This window comes from Thermosipho japonicus, from assembly GCF_014201655.1.
GTDB classification, from domain to species: domain Bacteria; phylum Thermotogota; class Thermotogae; order Thermotogales; family Fervidobacteriaceae; genus Thermosipho; species Thermosipho japonicus.
Genome location: NZ_JACHEX010000002.1, coordinates 312958 through 332696, shown reverse-complemented (window position 1 = coordinate 332696; position 19739 = coordinate 312958). Strand labels below are relative to the sequence as shown.

Here is a 19739-nt window from a genome sequence, read left to right as displayed (position 1 = left end):
TTTTCATTCCTCATAGGTAGATTCTAAACATAGTAGGAGTCCCAGGGTTTATAATCAAATAACAAGCGTTTTCATTCCTCATAGGTAGATTCTAAACATAGTAGGAGTCCCAGGGTTTATAATCAAATAACAAGCGTTTTCATTCCTCATAGGTAGATTCTAAACGGAGGGTCAGTATTAAGTATTTGTCCAGGAGTCGATTGACTCGTTTTCATTCCTCATAGGTAGATTCTAAACATGAATTTGAACCATGTAAGGTACAGCCTCGTTTAGAAGGTTTTCATTCCTCATAGGTAGATTCTAAACCCGTAATAATTATAATATATACAAGCACCCTCGGCAAGTAACGGAACATTTGAGCTGAAGTAAACGAAATGTAAAATCTTTTATTTAAGAGGCCTTACGAAAGACGGGTATAAAAAGATCCCTTGAAAAGTTAGATAATTTTTGTGTGTTAACATAAAAGTTACAATAGTCAAAAAATAAACATATTATTTTTGAGGTATAAGGAATTTAGTTACAAGATAGTTAATATTTTTTATTGTGTTAATTTAATATACACAAAAACCTCAGTTAAAAAATAATGTATATTGTTTTTAATTAACATTACAAGAATAAGATTAAATTTATTTTCAAGATTGAAAGAAATAGTAAAATAGGTATGTTATGATTAAAACTGCTTTTGATGATATTATATTGCATAATATGCGTCTTTTTAATTCCTCTAAAAATGTTCATAATACAAACTAACTTATAGTTACAATTTACTTTTGATTTGCTATACATTAATACATTATTATATTTAATAATTAACTATTAATATTGCGAAATTTCTCCTCTTTTTCTGACTGCATCAGCAAAGTAATTAAATAAGATAACACCAATGAAAATATAAAGCAAGGAAGATGTTATCATATAAATCCAATCACTAAATCTAAGTGAAGATCCTTCTATCAAATTTCTTAGTATTTTCATATAACCATTTGCTGGAACAATATATTTTACTATTCCTTTATAATCACCAAGCAAAAGACCTATAATAGCAAATTGTGCGATGTTTAGTAATGCTTGAGTCCTTTTAAATCTGAGAGTTATACCTGCTAAAACAAGACCTATACCATAACCTTGAAGCATCATCAAAATTAAAGCGATTATAAAGCTCATTGGTATAATTAAAGGTATCCCTGCTATCTTAAAAACAACTATAAGTATTAAAAACTCAAAAGGGATCATTATTAAAAAATTAGAAAACTGGTAAAAAAGGTAAATTGTTGAAGGGCCAACTGGTGAAATAAATGCTTGCTCAATTAATCCTATACTCATCTCATTTATAATTGTCCACGACAAATCTGTAATGGTCCCCAAAAAAGTGAACCATACAATATAACCTATTGCAAGTGCCTGAATACTTTCGCCTAAATTTGCAGGATTTCCAAACTTTGTTACTCCCAAGACCATAAAGTAAAACAGCATTGTCATAATTGTGAAAAAAGATATAGTATTTAAATAATATCTTTTAAGTTCTGAAATTACTCTCAAAACAGTTCCTTTAAACACGTTAAGATAAACCATCTTCATCACCTCTTACTATATTTACAAAAACCTCTTCAAAGTTAACCATTACACTTTCAAGGCGCTTTATTTCAATGTTTTTATTCTTAAAATGCTCAAGAACTTCATATAATTGATCCATGTTATCAATTTGAATGTTTAAAATCTTTTCTCCGTTTTCTTCAACAACTGTTCCAAATTTTTCAAGTTCTTTGTAACCATTATTACTTAAAAAACTTATTTTAAATCTTTTTTTCTTGAATGCATCTAAAAGTTTTTCTTTTTTATCACTAACAACTACCCTACCTTTATTTATAATCAACACATGATTTGCCACTTTTTCAACAAGTTGCATATCATGAGTAGATAAGAGTATGGTTTTTCCATCTTTTGCAAGTTTTTCAAGCATTTGTCTTACTTTTAATGAAGACTCAACATCCAAACCGAGTGTAGGCTCATCTAAAAGGATTAGAGGAGTATCTGGCAGTAAAGCTATTCCAATAGCTAATCTTTGCTGCATACCTCTTGAAAGTTTTCCGGCAAGTTCGTTCTTTTTTTCAGTTAGCTCTACAAATTCCAAAATTTCAGAAATTCTACTTTTTAAGTATTTTCCTCCTAAACCTCTTATATAACCAAAGTACTTAAGGTTTTCATAAACTGTCATTTTCCAATGAATATTTCTATTTCCTTCTAAAACTGCAGAAACATATTTTAGTGCATGTGAAGGATGTTTGTGAACATCTATACCGTTTATATAGATTTCACCTTCATCTGGGATTATAAGTCTTAATATCGACTTTATAGTTGTAGTTTTTCCCGCACCGTTTGGTCCTAAGATTGCAAAAATTTCTCCCTTTTCAGTCTCGAAAGTTATTCCTTTAACTGCTTCCACCTTTTTCCCTTTTGAAACATATGTTTTTTTAAGATTTTTAACTTGCAGCATCAAAATCCCCCCCAGCTTTTGGTTCATATACCTGTTGTGGTGCGATAACAAAGAAAATAATAGATATAGCTAAGGCTAAAAAGTTAACTACCAAGAAAAGAATGTGTGCGGCCACAACATCAATTAGAAATCCATATATGACCGCACCAAGTGGTACCATAATCTGAGAAAAAATTTCAAGCGTTGAGAAAACTCTTGACCTTATTTCAGAGGGGGTCATGAGTTGCAGATTTGTTGAAATTGGAATATTTACAAGAGTATTAAACGCACCAACTATAAAGTAAATAATAGATGTAAGCCAGAAAAATTTCCATATGGAAAATTTAACAAGAACGTTTGGAAAAATCAATATTGTAAATGCAAAAATTGCTAAACTTTGAATAGATATTCCAGATATCATTAATGTTTTGTTTTTTGCATTTTTTAAAAGAGACATTAGAAAGACGTTTCCTGCAAGCATTCCAATTGTAAAAAATGTTTGCACAAAACCGTATTGTTGAGCACTCATTTTTACTATCTGCCTTAAAACATACGGCTCAACTACCTGGAATAATGGAGACATTAAAAAGTTAGTTATCATTGCAAATGTAAATAGATATTTTAATCCTTCATTTTTAAAAATGAAAGTTAAGCCTTCTTTGAATTCACTAAAAAATGAAGAAACACTTAATTTAGACTTTTTAGAAAATTTTACATTATATAAAATAAACATTTCACTAATTGCCGATAGTACAAATGAAGTACCGTTGATTAAAAATACAGCAAATATTCCAAAAATTCCATATATAATTCCACCTAAAATTGGTCCGATTATCATAGAAAAAGAATTAACACTACCAAGTACGGAATTTGCTGACCTTAGTTTATCCTCAGAAACTATATCAGGAATCATGGCTGTAGTTGCAGCTCCAAAAAAGCCATCAAACATTGCCACAAATGCCTGGATTATAAATAAAATTAATATACTGAGGCTATTTGTATATGAAAGTAGTGCGAGAAAAAGTATTAAAAATCCACGGATAAAGTCTGTGAAAACCATTATATTTTTTCTATTAAACCTATCTCCCAAGACCCCAGCAAAAGGGGCAACCAAGAGTCTTGGAAGAATGCTAAGTAAAGTAAATATTCCCATTGCAGCTCCTGAACCTGTAACGTCTAAAATATACAAAGGAATTGCAATCATCTGTATTCCTGAACCTATTAAAGATACTAATCTTCCAACAATATAAAGCAAAAAATTCTTTGTAAAAAGTTTATTTGTTGAGTCTGTTCTCCTCACAGTTAAGCCACCCCGCATTCAATTTTCCAGTCCCCCAGATAACTTCGCATGTAACGTTTCCTGATGAAATAACTCCATTTAGTTCTATATTTTCAGCACGTACATTTCCTGAACTAATTGATCCATCTTGATAAACTGTTATATTTTCGGCTTTTACGTTCCCCGTTTTCACAGTCCCTTCAACTATTAATTCTTCTGTTTCAATATTTCCACAAGAAATTGTGCCAATAGCTCTTATCTCATCTGCTTTTAGATTTCCACAGACTAATTTTCCTTTAACTATTACTTCTTCGGCTACAATATCATCATCAGTTTTAAATTCTTTACCTTCTTCTACAATCAATGTTTCAAATTTTTGAGTCTTTTTAGACTTTTTAAAATTTCCATTTTTAATTTCAAATCCTGACAAAAATGGTTTTAAAAATACTTTAAACAATCCCTTTAATAATAAATTGTTTATTCTTGTAAGTCCTCCTTTAACTTTTGGAGGAGTGCCTTCTTCTTTACTTGCTACAATATTTAAACTTCCGTCTATAATTCCCCCATTCCATTTTACCCTTGAGCCAACAATATTCATGTCTCCTTTTACTTCACCAGAAAATGTTAATTTTCCCATAACAATTGAACAATCACCATTTACAATTCCTTTTATAACAGCTTCTCCATTTACAATATTTATATCTCCTTCAAATACCTCTCCTTCTTCTATTACCGTTACTTCTCCAACTTTTGTCTCAACATTTTCATCTGAACCTTCAAAATTTTCTTCTTTATAATCTTCTCTTTGTTTTATTGCCTCAATAAGTGCTTCTGCCTCTTCAGTTGTAATTTCTCCGTTTTTAAGAGCCTCTAAAACTTTTCTAATTTCTTCATTCATTTTTCTCTCCCCCTTTTCTCTTAATAATATTTAAAGCATCTTCCACTGAAATCAATTTTTTCTTTAATTTTTCAAAAACATCATCTTGATCATCAACTTCAGAATCTCCGATTGGTTTAAGTCCCATTTTATCGAGTAGCTTTTCAAGCCTTCCACGGAGGGTAAAATATCCAATACCTGTTACACGTTCCATTTCTTTTAAATTTCCTCTACTTCTTAAGAACAAGATTATAAAATTCATATCTTCTTCTTCCAAAAATGCAAGTGGTGAAACTGTGAACATTCCAGAAACTGTAACATTATCATGCACACATTTTAGCTGAGTTACTTTCATTGGTTTTCCGCAAACCGGACATTTTGGTAACATTTACTCTCACCTCCAAAAATTTTGAACAACGATTCAAAATTTTAAAATAATTAAATCGGCAGCTTTAGTTTCTTCACTACTATTGATATGACCTATTTTTCGATTTTCTCTTTTCAAAATTTATTATACTCTTTTCAAAATTTTTTGTCAAATTACAAAAATTTTTGATTGATATATGAAATATTTAAAAAATATATGTATTTTTACGCAAATGCCAATTTATTGACAATAAATGTATTTTTGATAAAATTGCTATGAGGAGTAATAGTGCCAACGTAGCTCAACCGGTAGAGCGGCGCATTCGTAATGCGTAGGTTGCGGGTTCGAGTCCCGCCGTTGGCTCCATTCCCCCGTTGAAGGGGGAATTTTTGTTTTGGTAAAATAATTGTGAGGTGGTATACATGCAAAAGGCAGATTTTATTGACAGAATAGTTATATTTGTAAAAGGTGGAAAAGGCGGAGATGGCTCTGCAAGTTTTAGACACGAAAAGTACGTACCAAAAGGCGGCCCTGATGGTGGAGATGGTGGAAATGGTGGCTACGTATTTTTAAAAGCTAATCCAAATCTTTCAACTCTTTTAAGTGTTTCAGAAAAGAAAAAATACATTGCTGAAAATGGTGAAAATGGAAAAGGAAAGAAAATGCATGGAAGAAATGGAAAAGACGTGGTAATAGATGTTCCAGTTGGCACCGTTGTGAAAGACTTTGAAACAGGGGAAATAATAGCAGATCTTGACAAGCCTGGAATGGTTGTCTGTGTAGCTCGTGGAGGAAAAGGAGGCCGTGGAAATATTCATTTTAAATCTTCTACAATGAGAGCACCAAAAATATCAGAAAGGGGTTTTGAAGGAGAAGAGAGAAAGTTAGTTCTTGAATTAAAACTTCTTGCAGATGTAGGACTTGTTGGTTATCCAAATGTTGGAAAAAGTTCATTTATATCAAAAATAAGCAATGCAAGACCAAAAATTGCAAATTATCCATTTACAACCACTATACCTAATCTTGGTGTTGTAACGGTAAATGATTTACAGTTTGTAGTTGCAGATATTCCAGGACTTATAAAAGGTGCAAGTAAAGGTGCAGGACTTGGAAATGTATTTTTAAGACATGTTGAAAGGTGTAGTGTAATAGCTCATATTGTAGATATCTCAGGAATAGAAGGAAGGGATCCTGTTCAAGATTATTTTGACATTAGAAATGAACTTGAACATTTTAGCAAAGAACTTGCTCAAAAAGAAGAAATTATAATAGCCAACAAAATAGACCTTATATCCAAAGAAGAATTAGAAAAAAGACTTGAAAAATTAAGAAAAGAAACTGGAAAGCAAATTTTTCCTACAAGTATAATAACAGGAGAAGGAATAGAAAAAGTTGTTTACAAACTTGCAGAAATAGTTAAGGAAAGTAAAAAATTCCATACTCAATCGGAAGTTGTAAATGAACAAATTAAACGTCCAAAACCTCTCTGGAAAGAATTACCAGAAAGGTTCAATATTGAGATTATAAAAGAAGGCAATGACTTTATTGTTACTGGTACTTATGTCGAGGAATGGGCTAAAAGATTGAATTTAAATCAAAAAGATGGTTATAGAAAATTTATGGAACTTCTAGAGAAAAATGGGCTAGAAAGTAAATTAAAAGAGGCAGGGATAAAAGATGGGGATACAGTTTGGGTTGCCCAAAGAGCTTTTGAATACAAAGAATAGTCTTGTAATATTTGGAGGATCATTTAATCCTCCTCACAATGGGCATATAATAATTGCACAATTAGTAAGAGAAATGTTTAAATATGCAGATATGCATGTTGTAACAAGTTCAACCCCACCTCACAAGCATGTTGATGTTGACTTTAAAACAAGATTTTATTTAACAAAGAAAGCATTTGAAAAGGTAAAAGGTGTTGAAATAAGTGATATTGAAAATAAGCTTGGTGGAATAAGTTATGCAATTAACACTATAGAATATTACGAAAAATATTACGAAAGCATCTTCTTTTTAGTCGGAGAAGATGCTCTTTTTTCTATTGAAAAATGGTATAGATATGAAGACATTTTAAAAAAAGTAAAGATGCTTGTATATCCAAGATACAAAGACAAAACTTTATATGAACGAGCAAATAATGTGTTAAAAGAACTTTCAAGTTCTATACATATACTAGATCTTCCTCTTATTCAAATTTCATCAACAATTGTAAGGGAAAGGGTTAAAAGTAAACAAAGTATATACGGTTTTGTCCCAGAAAGCATTATTGAATTAGTCGAGGAGGTATACGGTGATAGGTAAAATTGGCCTTGCTCCAATGGCCGGAGTAACTAACTGGAGCTTTAGAAAGCTTTGCTTTGAGTTTGGAGCAGAGTTTGCATACACAGAAATGATAAGTGCTGAAAGTGTAATTAGAAATTTAAAAATAAACGAGTATTATTTTCCAAAACCTGCGGAGAAAGATAAAGTAGCAATCCAAATTTTTGGATCTGACCCATTTGTAATGGCAAAAGCTGCTTCAATGCTTGAAAATATGGGAGCATGGATAGATATAAATGCAGGGTGCCCTGTAAAAAAAGTTGTAAAAAAAGGTGCTGGTAGTGCCCTATTAAAAGATCTAAATAGGTTAAAAGATATTATTGAGCAAGTAAAATCAGCCGTTAGTTGTAAAGTTTCAGTTAAGGTAAGAGTAGGATTTGAAAAAGATGAGTTTGAAAAAATATATGACACAGTTGTTGATGCTGGAGCCGATATGATCGCAGTGCATGGTCGAACGGCAAAACAAATGTACTCTGGGAAAGCTACGTGGAATATAAAAAACAAAGGTTACATTCCACTTTATATTAACGGAGATATACATTCACTTTCTGATGCAAGACGTGCTATGGAAATTTCAAAAGCTGATGGAGTATTGATAGCAAGAGCAAGTATTGGAAAACCATGGATATTTAATGATAAAACCCCTTCATTGTCTGAAATTAAAAAGATCATTTTGTATCATATAGATCTTCTTTACAGTGAAATAGGAGAGAGAGCCGCCCAGGAGTTTAGAAAATTTGTAGCAGGGTATACAAAAAATTTACCAAATTCAAGACAATTTAGAGCAAAAGTCATGAAAATAAATGACGTGGAGACTTTAAAGAAAGCTTTCGAAGAATATCTTACATCTATTTCATTTTAGCGTTTCATTCTTAAAGATTTAAAATTGGAAGTGTGTTGAAAATCATAATAAAATATTAGTGAGGTGGAAATTTATGAAAAAAATAGTAATTTTTCTGTTATTATTCTCATTTATTTCTTTTTCAAACATTGTTATATTTATATACCATCGTTTTGATGATGGAAGATACCCTACAACAAATACTTGGACCAACGAGCTTGAAATGCATATAAATCTTGTCAAGAAGCTTGGGTATAAAATTTGGACGCTTAAAGATTTAGAAGATTATGTATATGGAAACAAAGAAGAAGAAAATGCAGTTATATTCACTGTAGATGATGGATATGTTACCACATATACAAAGGCATTTCCTGTTTTTAAAAAATACAATGTCCCATTTTCTGTGTTTTTATATTTTGGAGGAGTAGGTATTTCAAAAGAATATTTAACATGGGATATGATAAAAGAAATGGCAGATTGGGGTGTTGAGTTTGGTCATCATTCAACGACCCACGAAAAATTTCCGCTATTACGTAAAAAGATGGATCTAGAAAGCTTTAAAAAATATTTTGAGGATGACTTAATAAAAGGTCAAAAAATTTGGCAAGAAAAAATGAATACAACTCTAAAGTATTATGCATATCCGTACGGGTACTATAACCAGGAAATGATTGAAATATTAAAAAAACATGGTTTTAGACTTGCGTTTATACAGCTTTCTGGTCCATACAACAGGCAAATTTCACCTTTTGAAATACCAAGAGAAGCGCTCCTTGAAGATTGGGCAACAGAGTCACATGTTCGGTACGTTTTAAGTAGACAGCCATTGATTTTAAAAGAAAAGCCATATTTTTGGAAGGATGGAAAACTTTATGTAAAGGCTAAATTGGATCCTTATTATTCAAATCCAGTCGTATACATTAGAGAAAAAGGAATTGTTGAAAGTACTTTCAAAGATGGATATCTTCAAGCTGGACCATTTGAAATAAATAATGAAGTAAATAGTTTAATGATAAGTGTAAGAGGAAAAAACAGAAAAGAATATGTAAGATACTATTTAATCATAAAGTAGGGAGGTCTTTCAAGTGAATATTATAGATGAAATACCGTCATCTAAAACTCTAGAAATAAATGCTCTTGCATCAAAATTAAAAAGTGGAGGAAAGGATGTTATCAATCTGACAGCTGGTGAGCCAGATTTTCCAACACCTGATGTTATAAAGCAAAAAGCACATGAGGCACTAGATATTAATTTTACAAGGTACACAGATAGTAAGGGAATTGTCCAACTTCGTGAAACTATTTCAAAAATCATGATACAAAAAGGATTTTCTTTTTCAAAAGATGAAATAATTGTAACAAATGGAGGAAAACAGGCACTTTTTAATGCAGTTTTATCAACTGTTGACAAAGATGAAGAAGTTATATTGATTTCTCCTTACTGGGTAAGTTATCCTCCAATGGTAATGTTAGCTGGAGCAAACATAAAAGTTTTAAACACAACTTTTGAAGAAGGTTTTGTTCCAAACATAGAAAAACTAAAGGCATTGATTTCAGATAAAACCAAGGCGATAATTATAAACTCTCCAAATAACCCAACCGGAGTTATCTATCCTGAAGAGATATTAAAAAGGATTGCTGAAATTACAAATGAAAATAAAATTTTTGTTTTGGCGGATGATGTTTACGATTCCCTTGTATACGATGGAAAATATACATCAATTGCAAATTTTGTTGATCCAGAATACCTTATATATATCAATGCATTTTCAAAGTCCCATGCTATGACAGGTTGGAGAGTAGGATATATTGCAACAAAAAACAAGAAAATATACAAAAGAATAGCAAAAATTCAAGCTCATACGACTTCATCTGTAAATTCAATTGCACAATATGCAGCATCTTTTGCACTAGAAGCTGATACTTCATATATGTTTGAAGAATTCAAAAAAAGGAGAGACTTTACAATTGAGATGGCACAAAAAATTGGTCTTGAATTTGTAAAACCAAATGGTGCGTTTTACCTTTTCTTTAAATCTCCAATGGAAAATGATGAAGAGTTTTGCAAGAAGTTGCTTGAAGAAAAGCTTGTTGCACTTGTTCCTGGAAGCGCATTTATGGCCCCAGGGTTTGTTCGAATGTCCTTTGCAAACTCTCTAGAAGCCATAAATGAAGCATTTAATAGAATAAAAGAATTTTTAGGATAAGGGCCAAAGATAGGCCCTTTATTTTTTGTGGTAGAATATCATTGAGGTGGTTTAACTTGATAGATGTAAGATTTATCCCAACAAACATTAAAGATTATCAAGCTATAGTTGTAATAGATGTTTTGCGAGCTACCACAACAATGGTTACTGCTATCTCAAATGGTGCCCAATTTTTAGTTCCAGTGGAAACAGTTGAACAAGCAAGAAGTTATAAACAAGATGGTTTTCTATTATGTGGAGAAAGAGGTGGGGTAAAACCAGAAGATTTTGACCTTGGAAATTCACCTCTTGAATACACAAAAGATGTAGTTGAAAATAAAAAATTGGTTATAACCACCACAAACGGTACAAAAGCATTAGCAAAAGCAAGGGAGCATTCAAAAAATATAATTCTTGGTGCCTTTGTAAATTTTTCAAAAACTCTTGAATACATTAAAAAGTTTAATGATATACTATTTGTATGTTCAGGAAATGACGGAGAAGAGTCCTTTGAAGATACTCAAGTGGCAGGTGCATTTATTGAAAAATTAGTATCGTTTAGAAAGTATGAACTATCAGATAGTGCACTAATATCTCTAAATTTTTGGAAATCAATTAAAAGGCCAACCTTTACAGGAAAGCACTCTCGTGTATTAAAAACGTATGGTTTTGAAGATGATATTATCTTTTCCCAACAACTAGACATTTTCAACACAGTTGCCATTTACGATGCTGACAAAGTGATTAAGGGAGAGTAGATAATATGAAAAAAATTATATTCTTGATATCCTTAATACCTTTAATTTTGTTTTCAAATTCATTTACATTGTTTACTGGGGATTCTACTACGATCAAAATTTTAAGCAAAGGAAATTTTAAAGTTTCGGTAATAGATGTATTGGGAGGAGTTTTACCAGAGGATATTTTAATTGATGAGCTTTCTTTTAAAGATATTGCAACTATTACGTATATAGCGCCAATTGTTCCAATGGATACTTATTTAAAATTGAAGGTGGATGATAAAACTATAGACTATAACTTTAAAGTAGTAGAACCTTCTTTTCCTCAGGATGCTACATTTGTAACACTCGAAGAATTCAGTGGAAATGTAGCAATTTCCGAAGATGGTCAAAGCTGGAGTCCGGTTTCAAAAAAGGAAAAATTATATGAAGGTGTTATCTTAAAAACTCTTGATAACTCGTATGCAGTAATTTCTGGGAATTGGGGTAAGTTATATGTAAAACCAAATAGCACATTGAAAATCTTAAGAAGTAGAAGCGACAATAAGGATTTTGACTTTATTGTTGAAGTAGAAAAAGGTGAAGTAATTGCAGATGTTTTAAAGTTTATTATGTCAAAATCAAGGTTTCAGATAAAGAAAGATTCTGTGACAGCAGGTGTTCGTGGAACAAGGTTTGGAGTCAAAGATAATAACTGGTTTGTTTTTGAAGGAACAGTTTATCTTTTCAACGGAAATAGACTAATAAGTCTTGGTGCAAAAAAACTTGTAAATGTAATTGAAAATACATTTGAAAGTCCCCAAGACTTTGAAGAAGAATTTGAAACATACATAAATACTTTTGACAAGCTATTTGAAAATCTAGAAGAGGAAATTGACAAGCAAATGGAGGAGTGGGACATTGAATTACCAGGTATTTAAAACCTCTGGAGCTCTTGCGACCAATACATATGTCTTTGAAAATGAGGGCAAGACCTATGTTGTAGATCCTGGATTTGGTATCGGTAAATTTATATCTGACAAAGAAGTATACGTTCTTTTAACCCATGGACATTTTGATCACATTATGGGACTTTCTGAATTAAATGTTAAAAAAGTCTTTATCTCTAAAGAAGATAGTGAAATGCTAAATAATCCATCTTTAAATTTTTCACAATTGTTTGGTCAGAGTTTTTCTTTTAATGGTGATGTTGAAGATATAGATGAACATTTTGAAACTATAAAAGCGCCAGGGCATACAATGGGATCGAGGGTTATTATAATTGATGATCTAATTTTTACAGGAGATACTGTTTTTTGTACTACAATAGGTAGAGTGGATCTTTCAGGCTCAAGAGAAAAAATGATAGAAACGTTGAAAACTTTGAACGAAAGATTTTCTAAGATGGACGAAAATTTAAAAGTTCTACCTGGTCATAATGAGCAATGTACTATTAAAGCTCTTTTTAAAATAAATCCATACTTTAAAATGAGGTAATACATGAGATACGTTATAGCTTTCTTAATAGGTTTTTCACTAGTGTTTTTTTCACTACTTTTCTTATACACAAATATAACTAAGAATCTTCCTGAGCCAGAAACTAAAATTCCATCCAGCCTTATTATAGAATATGCAGATGGAACGCCTTTTTATTTTCCGCGAGCCTACTGGTACAATCTAGATGAATATCCAGAAAAACTTATCACTGCGCTCATAATTTCTGAAGATGAGGATTTTTTCAATCACCCAGGTATAGACATCTTTGGGACGTTAAGAGGTATCTTTTATACCGTTGTAAAAAAAGATGTCCAAGGTGGGAGCACGCTAACTCAACAGCTTGCAAGAAGTTTGTATTTAACACAAGCAAGAACAATTGAAAGAAAAATAAAGGAAATATTTATAGCCATTTATCTAGAGAAGATAAGAACAAAGGAAGAATTACTTGAATTATATCTTAACAGTGCTTATATGGGAAACGGAATATATGGGTTTGGTACAGCCGCAAAGTATTATTTTAATAAAGAACCAAAAGATCTTAATCTTGCAGAGATTGCCCTGTTAGTCAATACTGTAAAATCTCCTGAAAATTTCAATCCTCAGGATTTAAAGGGAAGATACAAAAGAGCAGAAATAGTGCTAAAAAGACTCTTAAATGAAGGTGTAATTTCAAAGACTGATTATGAAAAGTATGCTAAAATGCTTCCAAATGTGCGATCATACAACGTAATCGAATCTAAGTATAGTGAAGAAGTCTTTTGGAGAGTTATCAGTGAATTAGAAGAAATAGGTTTTTCACTTGATACACTTAGAAAAGGTTTCACTGTTAAAACCACACTCAACAAAGACTATCAAGCTTTACTTGAAAAAAACTTGGGTAAGAACAATGCTGGAATAATTTTAAATTATAGAACTGGAGAAATATTGGCCTATTATGGTAAAGGTGTTAATAACGGGAGAAGGCAAATAGGTTCTTTAATTAAGCCATTTTATTATTACAAAGCCTTGCTAGAAGGTTTTAATCCCGACTCTAAGCTTTTTGATTTACCTATTAAAATAGGAGATTGGACTCCAAAAAATTTTGAAAAAAATTACTATGGTCAAACTACTCTTAAGCAAGCACTTATTCATTCAAGAAACATACCATCAGTTAATCTGTATTTAATGCTTGGTGATATTGTTGTGCGTGATTTTTTGAAAAACAAACTAAAAATAGATGGTTATTATCCAGAGGATTTAACCCTTGCACTTGGAACAATCGAAACATCACACGAGGAAATTGCCAAGGGCTTTTCTGGGATATTTAACAGTGGAGTTGTTGTAAAGCCGCACATTGTGGACGAAGTTATAAGCTACAATGGTATTGTACAATACAAGGCAAGACCGAAAATAGTTAATATAATTCCTTCCTCTAAAAGGAGTACTATGGAAGCAAGTTATTTGATGATAAATCTACTCAAAGACGTTGTAAAATATGGAACAGGTGTTAGAGCATACATAGATAATAGGGAAATTGCGGGGAAAACTGGTACAGCAGAGCAATTTGCATGGTTTATGGGTGCAGATGGAAAAAAAATGATGATTATTTCACAGGATGGAAAAGATCTACTAGGTGGAAGAGATGTTGCACCTATTTGGCGTAAAATTGCGTTAAAAACGGATATAGGGAAAAATCCTTTTGTAATAAGTTCAACATATAGAAAATTAAATGTTATTAGAAATGATCCTATGAAATACATTGACTATGAATACCTGTACAACATGATAAAAGAAGGTACTCTGACAATTGAAGAGCTGGTAGATATCCTAAAAACTTTTGATGAAGATTCACTTCTTGAATTTCTTTCATACATGAATACTGTTTCTCAAGAGATTACAATAACTTTATGGAATATGCTTGGAGGTGGTTAAGTTGAAGTTCTTTTATAATCTAAAAAAAGCAGATTTTGGGGAGTATGTAGTAATAGAAATTACAGATGACAAAAATATTGGAATTGGTGCAATCATACCTGAAAGATCAAAAGGAGAAAATTATAAAACGATCATGGGGGCAATTGAAGAATATAGATATATTGTAGAAAAAGCTAATATAGAAGATGCATTTGAAATACCATATAAACTTGAAAAGTATTTTCCAAATCATCCAAAGGTTATCTTTGCAATAGATGCAGCATTCAAAGAGCTTTATTCAAAAACATACAATATTCCACTTGTTAAACTAATTGGGCAAGAAAACATTCAAGAATGTAAAGAGCCACTAGAACAAGAAAAGGTCTTCCCAGAAGAATATGGATTTATTGATATAGTAAAGGTTCTTCCAAAAGTTTATCTTGAAGACTCAACATTTGTTTTAACAAAGTATCCGGAGGGGGAAATGTTTGAAGTTTTAAAAGCGCTTTCTACAAATTATAAATACGTGGAAGTTTTAAGTTATAAAGATAGGTTTGTCAATATCATTTAGAACAATGCGTAAAAAATAGATTAAAGAGTTTAATAGGGAATTTCTTGAACTCTTTATAGGTTCAACCATTTAGGTTGGACTTTTTTGTATTATATAATTTATAATGTACTGCAAATAATACTTTTGGAGGTGGTAATATGGAAAGAACTTTTGTGTATTTAAAACCTAATGCAGTTAGAAGAGGTTTAGTTGGAGAAATAATAAAAAGATTTGAACAGAGGGGAATAAAAATAGTAGCATTAAAACTTTTATGGATGAGCAAGCAACAAGCAGAAAAATTGTATGAAATGCACAAAGGGAAAAGCTTTTACAACGATTTAATAGATTTTGTAACAGGTGGACCAATCGTTGCAATGATAGTAGAAGCGCCCCGAGTAATTGAAATGGTAAGACATATAATTGGAGATACCGATCCGTTAAAGGCAGGAACTGGAACAATTAGAGGAGAATTTGCACTTACAATAACTAAGAATTTAATTCATGCGAGCGATTCAAAAGAAAACTTTGAAAGGGAATATAAAATATTCTTTTCTAATAATGAAATTATAGATTACTACCTTGATGTACAAGACGATATTTAAAATAAGTGGCTAAGTGCCACTTATTTTTTTGAAAATTCCTTTCTAATTAACAAGAGCATAACAATAAATGTTGCGATTGATAAATATAAAAGGTATAAAAAGTCGCTTTTTATACTAACGCCATTAAGTTGATAATTTCTAATTGCATAAGTTAATTTATATGCTGGAGTGAAACTGGAAAGTTTGAACATGAATTTTGGAAGTGTGGTGACTGGTGTTATACTTCCGCTTGTAAAAAAGAAAAACATTGACAGAGAAACACCAAATATGTTCGAAATTGCCCTGTTTTGAGAAAGACAAGACATTATTAATGCAAGTGATGCATGAAATACTATGCCAACTATAGATAATGGCAAAAACACAGAAAGTTCTATCTTTATTCCCAAAAAATATCCTGCTATATAAACAGCTATCGAAACAAATAAGCCTAATAAAAACAATGCTAAAAATTTGTTTAATCCATATATGTACCATTTTTCATTATTTACTTTGAATAATGATATAAGTCCAAGATCTCTATCATTAACAACCGTTAATACACCAATAGATAAAATTATAAAAATCACTGATAAAAATAAAATAGCTGGTGAAAACAAATATCCAAAATTAGTTTTAAAATTTTTCGTTTTAGGAACAAAGTTTGGAGCAGGTGTTTCATTACTAACAAACATATACCTTAAAACCTGTGGGTTAAAAAATGGAGAACCACTTAAATCATTAAAAACTGAATTTAAAACATTATATATACCAACGGAAAGTTGCAAATCAACAGGGCTAGGAATAAAGTCAATATTTACCTTTTCGCCTTTATAAAGTGCATCTGTAAAATTTTCAGGTATAACCATTACAGCATTTAATTCACCATTCTGCAGAAGATGTGAATAGTTTTCATCTACGTAGGTTAGAGTTCCTCCTTTGAAAAATGACATAACAAGCTTAATGGTAAATTTTGATAAGGGCGAATTGTCAAGATTATATACTCCTAGTTTTATACTGGTAACTCCAAATCCATTAAAAAATATTATACTTGCTATTGTTAAAACAACTGGCAATAAAATAATTAGAATTATATTAAGCGGTTTTCCAAGAAGTCTTTTAAATTCATACCATATTCTCACAAATAATCTACCCCTCTTACTTTAAAATTACTATTGAACTTCTTCCATATATTCTTACTGCATCTTCTATGAAATCAGGATTATGCTTTGAAGATAGAACGAATAGAACTCTTCTTTTTACAACAGGTACATCTACATGGCCATCTGTAAATATAATAATCCCTTCAACATTATGTGATTGTGCTAAATCAACTGCCGGTTGTAAGTTTGTCTCTCCTCCGCCGTATATTTCTAGATCTTTCCATTTTCCTGAAGTATACTCCGTAACCATGGTCACTGCCTGATCAACTTGTATTAAAAGAAGTTTAGAATCGTACTTTGCTATTTTTTCAATTTCAGTTAGAAACTGATTTAATTCTTCTTCAATAATACTTGCGCTTGTGTCTACAATAACGGCAAGCTTTGAATTGTATTCATATTTCCATCCAGGTTGGTTATCATATCTTCTATTTGGTCTTAGAGGTGTTCTATATTTATCTCCCTTAATACTTGCATTCGAAAATCTTCTAATTAAAGTTTCCCAGTCAAGAGTTGACTTTTGAAGTGATATGTTGATATTTTGCTTTAATCCTGATTCAAGGTCTTTTCCAAACATGTTGAATGCCTTACCAACTTTGTCTTTTGTTATCTCTATTATCATTTCTACTGGTAATTCAGATTCAAAGTTATGATCATCCAAAGAATCTGGCAGAGCTTCTATATCAAAATCTCCTTTTTTTTCAAATTCCTTCATCATCCATTCAAAATATTCCTCAGAAGTTTTGTTAATCATAAATGGTGGTGGTGCTGCAAAAATATATTCATTGTCGACGCCATGTCCCTCTTGAATCAATACATTCAATGGGACACTTCTTGCATCAAGCTCTGGAATATATTGATTGATCGCAGCGTCCATAGCAAGATCCCAGATCTTTTTTTCCCTATTGTTTTTCGGTTTTATCCTGAAATGCTGATTTATAATGTGCATAAGTTCGTGTAGTATCAATGCTTCAACAAACCATATTGGTTTTTTATTCATTCTTTGGTTGTATAAAAAAAGAATTTCACCGTTTTTGGTGAATTTAATTGACATTGTTCTGACATTATTGTCTTCTTTTAAAATAATTCCTAAAAGAAGATATGCATAAAAAGGACTCTTCTTTATTAAATTTTGAAAGGCTTTATCAATAACCATTTGCTTCTACCTCTATTCCAAAACTAATGATCTGATCATTGAAGAGTGGTAAGAAGAGATAATCAATCCATCTATACTTAAAGCTCATTCCTAAAAAGATTCGTATATCTTCCATAAAGTATGATACAAGCAATCCAATGTTGTACCTAAAAATGTCTTCAGTATTAAAAATAGAAGGAAAACCAGTTTCACTTCCAGGATCATAGTATAAATATATAGCAGAATATTCAAAATTAAAATCTAATCTAATATTTTTTGTAAAATAATATGCTGGAGTCATACCAACGTATATTCTTCCGGTTTCTGTAGTTTCATCGTAATTTTCTGGCGCATGGAAGGAAGTTTTTACAAAAGATTTAAAGTAAAAATTGTTAATAGAAGTATCAAAGAATACTTCTAGTAAGCTATTTGAATTGTTTAACAAATACCCTATATTTACACCATAGCTTAAGAATTCAGAGGGAATAATCAAACCGAACTGAGAATAAGGATAACCTATCCTTATTCTAAAATTTTCTATTTTTTCGGAAAACCATAGCCCTTGATCCGTTGAAAATCCAAATTTCATTGAAAAAGAAAAAATAGAAATAGTTATAAGAATAATTATTAATAACTTTTTCAAAAAAGTTCCCTCCTTCATCAACAAAAATTATATCATAAATTATAATGCAAGAAAAAGTTAAAACAAAAAATTATTTAACATAAAGATTGTTTACTATTTAACCTAATCATTTTAAGGTGATCAAAGGGTGCCTCTATTAACACTGGTAACTGCTGTTCTTACTACGTATATTCAATCTGTGTATTTAACATCCTCTCATTTGTCCTTTCATTTATCCTTCATCTTAATCCTCTGTTTTATCCTCTACTACTCTATTTCCTATCTTTACCATATATTAACCTATATATTTTTCTTTTCTTCCACTAGGCATTACGTATAATTTCATATTTTATTTCATTTTTAACTACTTCATATAAGGATTGAGTCTTTTTTACTCTAATATCACCGCTATCAATAGAGTTAAAATCAAAACATATTTTTAAAGGTAAAATTAGATATTTTATTAAGTGTTTTCTATAATCAAATAATATTGAAATAGATATTGTTGGTTATATTTTTCTATTAATGTTTTTTGTGACGAAACTATTTCAAAAATTCTGTCACTTTTCATATTTTAACTTAATATAGTTTTTTTTTAACTTGAAATACTAAAAACGCCGTCAGAAACAATATCTTAACCAAATAGAAGTCTAACATTAATCAGTAAAATTACAACTGTTGTTTCAAATATAAAAGAACGTCTTAACATTATTGTAACCAAATTCGAAAAACTTCTTTTTTACTAATTTCTAATTTTGATGTTTGTAACTTTTGTGTTAACAGACAAAAATCAAACAAATTTTCTGTAGATATTTCCGAAAACAAATTCAAATAAAAGCTCATAGATACTACATTTAACTTACTTTTTACTTCTGTTCGAAGTTTTTGTTACTTTTTCTTGTTATAGTTATTTATGGGATATTTATAGGGTTTAGAATCTACCTATGAGGAATGAAAACCAAGTAAATGGGTATACATATGTCGGAGGATTAATAGGTGAAATGTTTAGAATCTACCTATGAGGAATGAAAACCGTATTGCCATTGCTGTGTTAGGTGCTACTACATCGGTTTAGAATCTACCTATGAGGAATGAAAACCAAAATCTCCTGCGTAGCCCACAACTACAGCCACTTTCTTGTGTTTAGAATCTACCTATGAGGAATAAAACGGTCAATAGCTACATTTAATTGATAAAAAGAGGAGAGTAAAAATACTCTCCTTTTTTGTTTTATAGTCTTATT

General features: G+C 31.0%; 19 protein-coding genes and 1 tRNA gene. 12 read left to right on the top strand and 8 right to left on the bottom strand.

What is annotated here, in order from left to right; translation table 11 throughout:
- Positions 1-816: 816 nt before the first annotated feature.
- Genes HNP65_RS05525 through HNP65_RS05505 form a run of 5 tightly spaced genes read right to left on the bottom strand, consistent with a single transcriptional unit; the run spans position 817 to position 5017 of the window.
- A complete protein-coding gene (locus HNP65_RS05525) occupies positions 817-1572 on the bottom strand; it encodes an ABC transporter permease (RefSeq protein ID WP_184619302.1) in 756 nt (251 codons plus the stop codon).
- A complete protein-coding gene (locus HNP65_RS05520; RefSeq protein ID WP_184619301.1) occupies positions 1559-2494 on the bottom strand; it encodes an ABC transporter ATP-binding protein in 936 nt (311 codons plus the stop codon). Before HNP65_RS05520 ends, HNP65_RS05525 begins: the two co-directional genes overlap by 14 nt.
- The gene (locus HNP65_RS05515; protein WP_184619300.1) at positions 2481-3773 is read right to left on the bottom strand and encodes an MFS transporter; all 1293 of its coding nucleotides are present in this window, start codon (positions 3771-3773) and stop codon (positions 2481-2483) included. Before HNP65_RS05515 ends, HNP65_RS05520 begins: the two co-directional genes overlap by 14 nt.
- Entirely contained in the window at positions 3748-4650 is a 903-nt protein-coding gene (locus HNP65_RS05510) for an SHOCT-like domain-containing protein (RefSeq protein WP_184619299.1), read from the bottom strand. Before HNP65_RS05510 ends, HNP65_RS05515 begins: the two co-directional genes overlap by 26 nt.
- On the bottom strand, positions 4643-5017 hold the full coding sequence (locus tag HNP65_RS05505) for a DUF2089 domain-containing protein (RefSeq protein WP_012579780.1): 375 nt from the start codon (positions 5015-5017) through the stop codon (positions 4643-4645). Before HNP65_RS05505 ends, HNP65_RS05510 begins: the two co-directional genes overlap by 8 nt.
- 269 nt (positions 5018-5286) lie before the next feature.
- Here HNP65_RS05505 and HNP65_RS05500 point away from each other — a divergent pair.
- From HNP65_RS05500 to ndk, 12 genes are all read left to right on the top strand, one after another.
- Positions 5287-5362, top strand: a tRNA-Thr gene (locus tag HNP65_RS05500).
- A gap of 56 nt (positions 5363-5418) precedes the next feature.
- The gene (obgE, locus tag HNP65_RS05495) at positions 5419-6723 is read left to right on the top strand and encodes a GTPase ObgE (RefSeq protein ID WP_184619298.1); all 1305 of its coding nucleotides are present in this window, start codon (positions 5419-5421) and stop codon (positions 6721-6723) included.
- On the top strand, positions 6674-7300 hold the full coding sequence (gene nadD, locus HNP65_RS05490) for a nicotinate (nicotinamide) nucleotide adenylyltransferase (RefSeq protein WP_184619297.1): 627 nt from the start codon (positions 6674-6676) through the stop codon (positions 7298-7300). Before obgE ends, nadD begins: the two co-directional genes overlap by 50 nt.
- A complete protein-coding gene (locus HNP65_RS05485) occupies positions 7290-8180 on the top strand; it encodes a tRNA-dihydrouridine synthase (protein WP_184619296.1) in 891 nt (296 codons plus the stop codon). The genes nadD and HNP65_RS05485 overlap by 11 nt, the downstream gene beginning before the upstream one ends.
- A 73-nt stretch (positions 8181-8253) precedes the next feature.
- Positions 8254-9231 (top strand): polysaccharide deacetylase family protein, encoded by a 978-nt coding sequence (locus HNP65_RS05480; RefSeq protein ID WP_184619295.1) that lies wholly within the window; start codon positions 8254-8256, stop codon positions 9229-9231.
- Positions 9232-9244: 13 nt separating this feature from the next.
- Positions 9245-10366 (top strand): aspartate aminotransferase, encoded by a 1122-nt coding sequence (aspC, locus tag HNP65_RS05475; RefSeq protein WP_184619294.1) that lies wholly within the window; start codon positions 9245-9247, stop codon positions 10364-10366.
- A gap of 56 nt (positions 10367-10422) precedes the next feature.
- Positions 10423-11103 (top strand): 2-phosphosulfolactate phosphatase, encoded by a 681-nt coding sequence (locus HNP65_RS05470; protein WP_184619293.1) that lies wholly within the window; start codon positions 10423-10425, stop codon positions 11101-11103.
- A gap of 5 nt (positions 11104-11108) precedes the next feature.
- Positions 11109-12005, top strand: coding sequence for a FecR family protein (locus HNP65_RS05465; protein ID WP_184619292.1), 897 nt, complete (start codon positions 11109-11111; stop codon positions 12003-12005).
- Positions 11986-12561, top strand: coding sequence for an MBL fold metallo-hydrolase (locus HNP65_RS05460; protein WP_184619291.1), 576 nt, complete (start codon positions 11986-11988; stop codon positions 12559-12561). Before HNP65_RS05465 ends, HNP65_RS05460 begins: the two co-directional genes overlap by 20 nt.
- A 3-nt stretch (positions 12562-12564) precedes the next feature.
- Complete coding sequence (locus HNP65_RS05455; RefSeq protein WP_184619290.1) at positions 12565-14472, top strand: transglycosylase domain-containing protein; 1908 nt, start codon at positions 12565-12567, stop codon at positions 14470-14472.
- 1 nt (position 14473) lies between these two features.
- Positions 14474-15022 carry an enolase-like domain-containing protein gene (locus HNP65_RS05450; RefSeq protein WP_184619289.1) on the top strand — a complete coding sequence of 183 codons (549 nt, stop codon included), beginning with the start codon at positions 14474-14476 and terminating at the stop codon, positions 15020-15022.
- A 137-nt stretch (positions 15023-15159) separates the two neighbouring features.
- Positions 15160-15603, top strand: a complete 444-nt coding sequence (ndk, locus tag HNP65_RS05445) for a nucleoside-diphosphate kinase (protein ID WP_184619288.1) — start codon at positions 15160-15162, stop codon at positions 15601-15603.
- A 20-nt stretch (positions 15604-15623) separates the two neighbouring features.
- Here ndk and HNP65_RS05440 read toward each other — a convergent pair whose 3' ends face one another.
- The 3 genes from HNP65_RS05440 to HNP65_RS05430 are packed head-to-tail and all read right to left on the bottom strand — an operon-like array spanning position 15624 to position 18517.
- Entirely contained in the window at positions 15624-16721 is a 1098-nt protein-coding gene (locus HNP65_RS05440; protein ID WP_184619287.1) for an ABC transporter permease, read from the bottom strand.
- 16 nt (positions 16722-16737) lie between these two features.
- Positions 16738-17895: a vWA domain-containing protein gene (locus HNP65_RS05435; RefSeq protein WP_184619286.1), complete on the bottom strand. Its 1158-nt coding sequence runs from the start codon at positions 17893-17895 to the stop codon at positions 16738-16740.
- Positions 17885-18517, bottom strand: a complete 633-nt coding sequence (locus tag HNP65_RS05430; protein ID WP_184619285.1) for a hypothetical protein — start codon at positions 18515-18517, stop codon at positions 17885-17887. The genes HNP65_RS05435 and HNP65_RS05430 overlap by 11 nt, the downstream gene beginning before the upstream one ends.
- Positions 18518-19739 lie beyond the last annotated feature (1222 nt).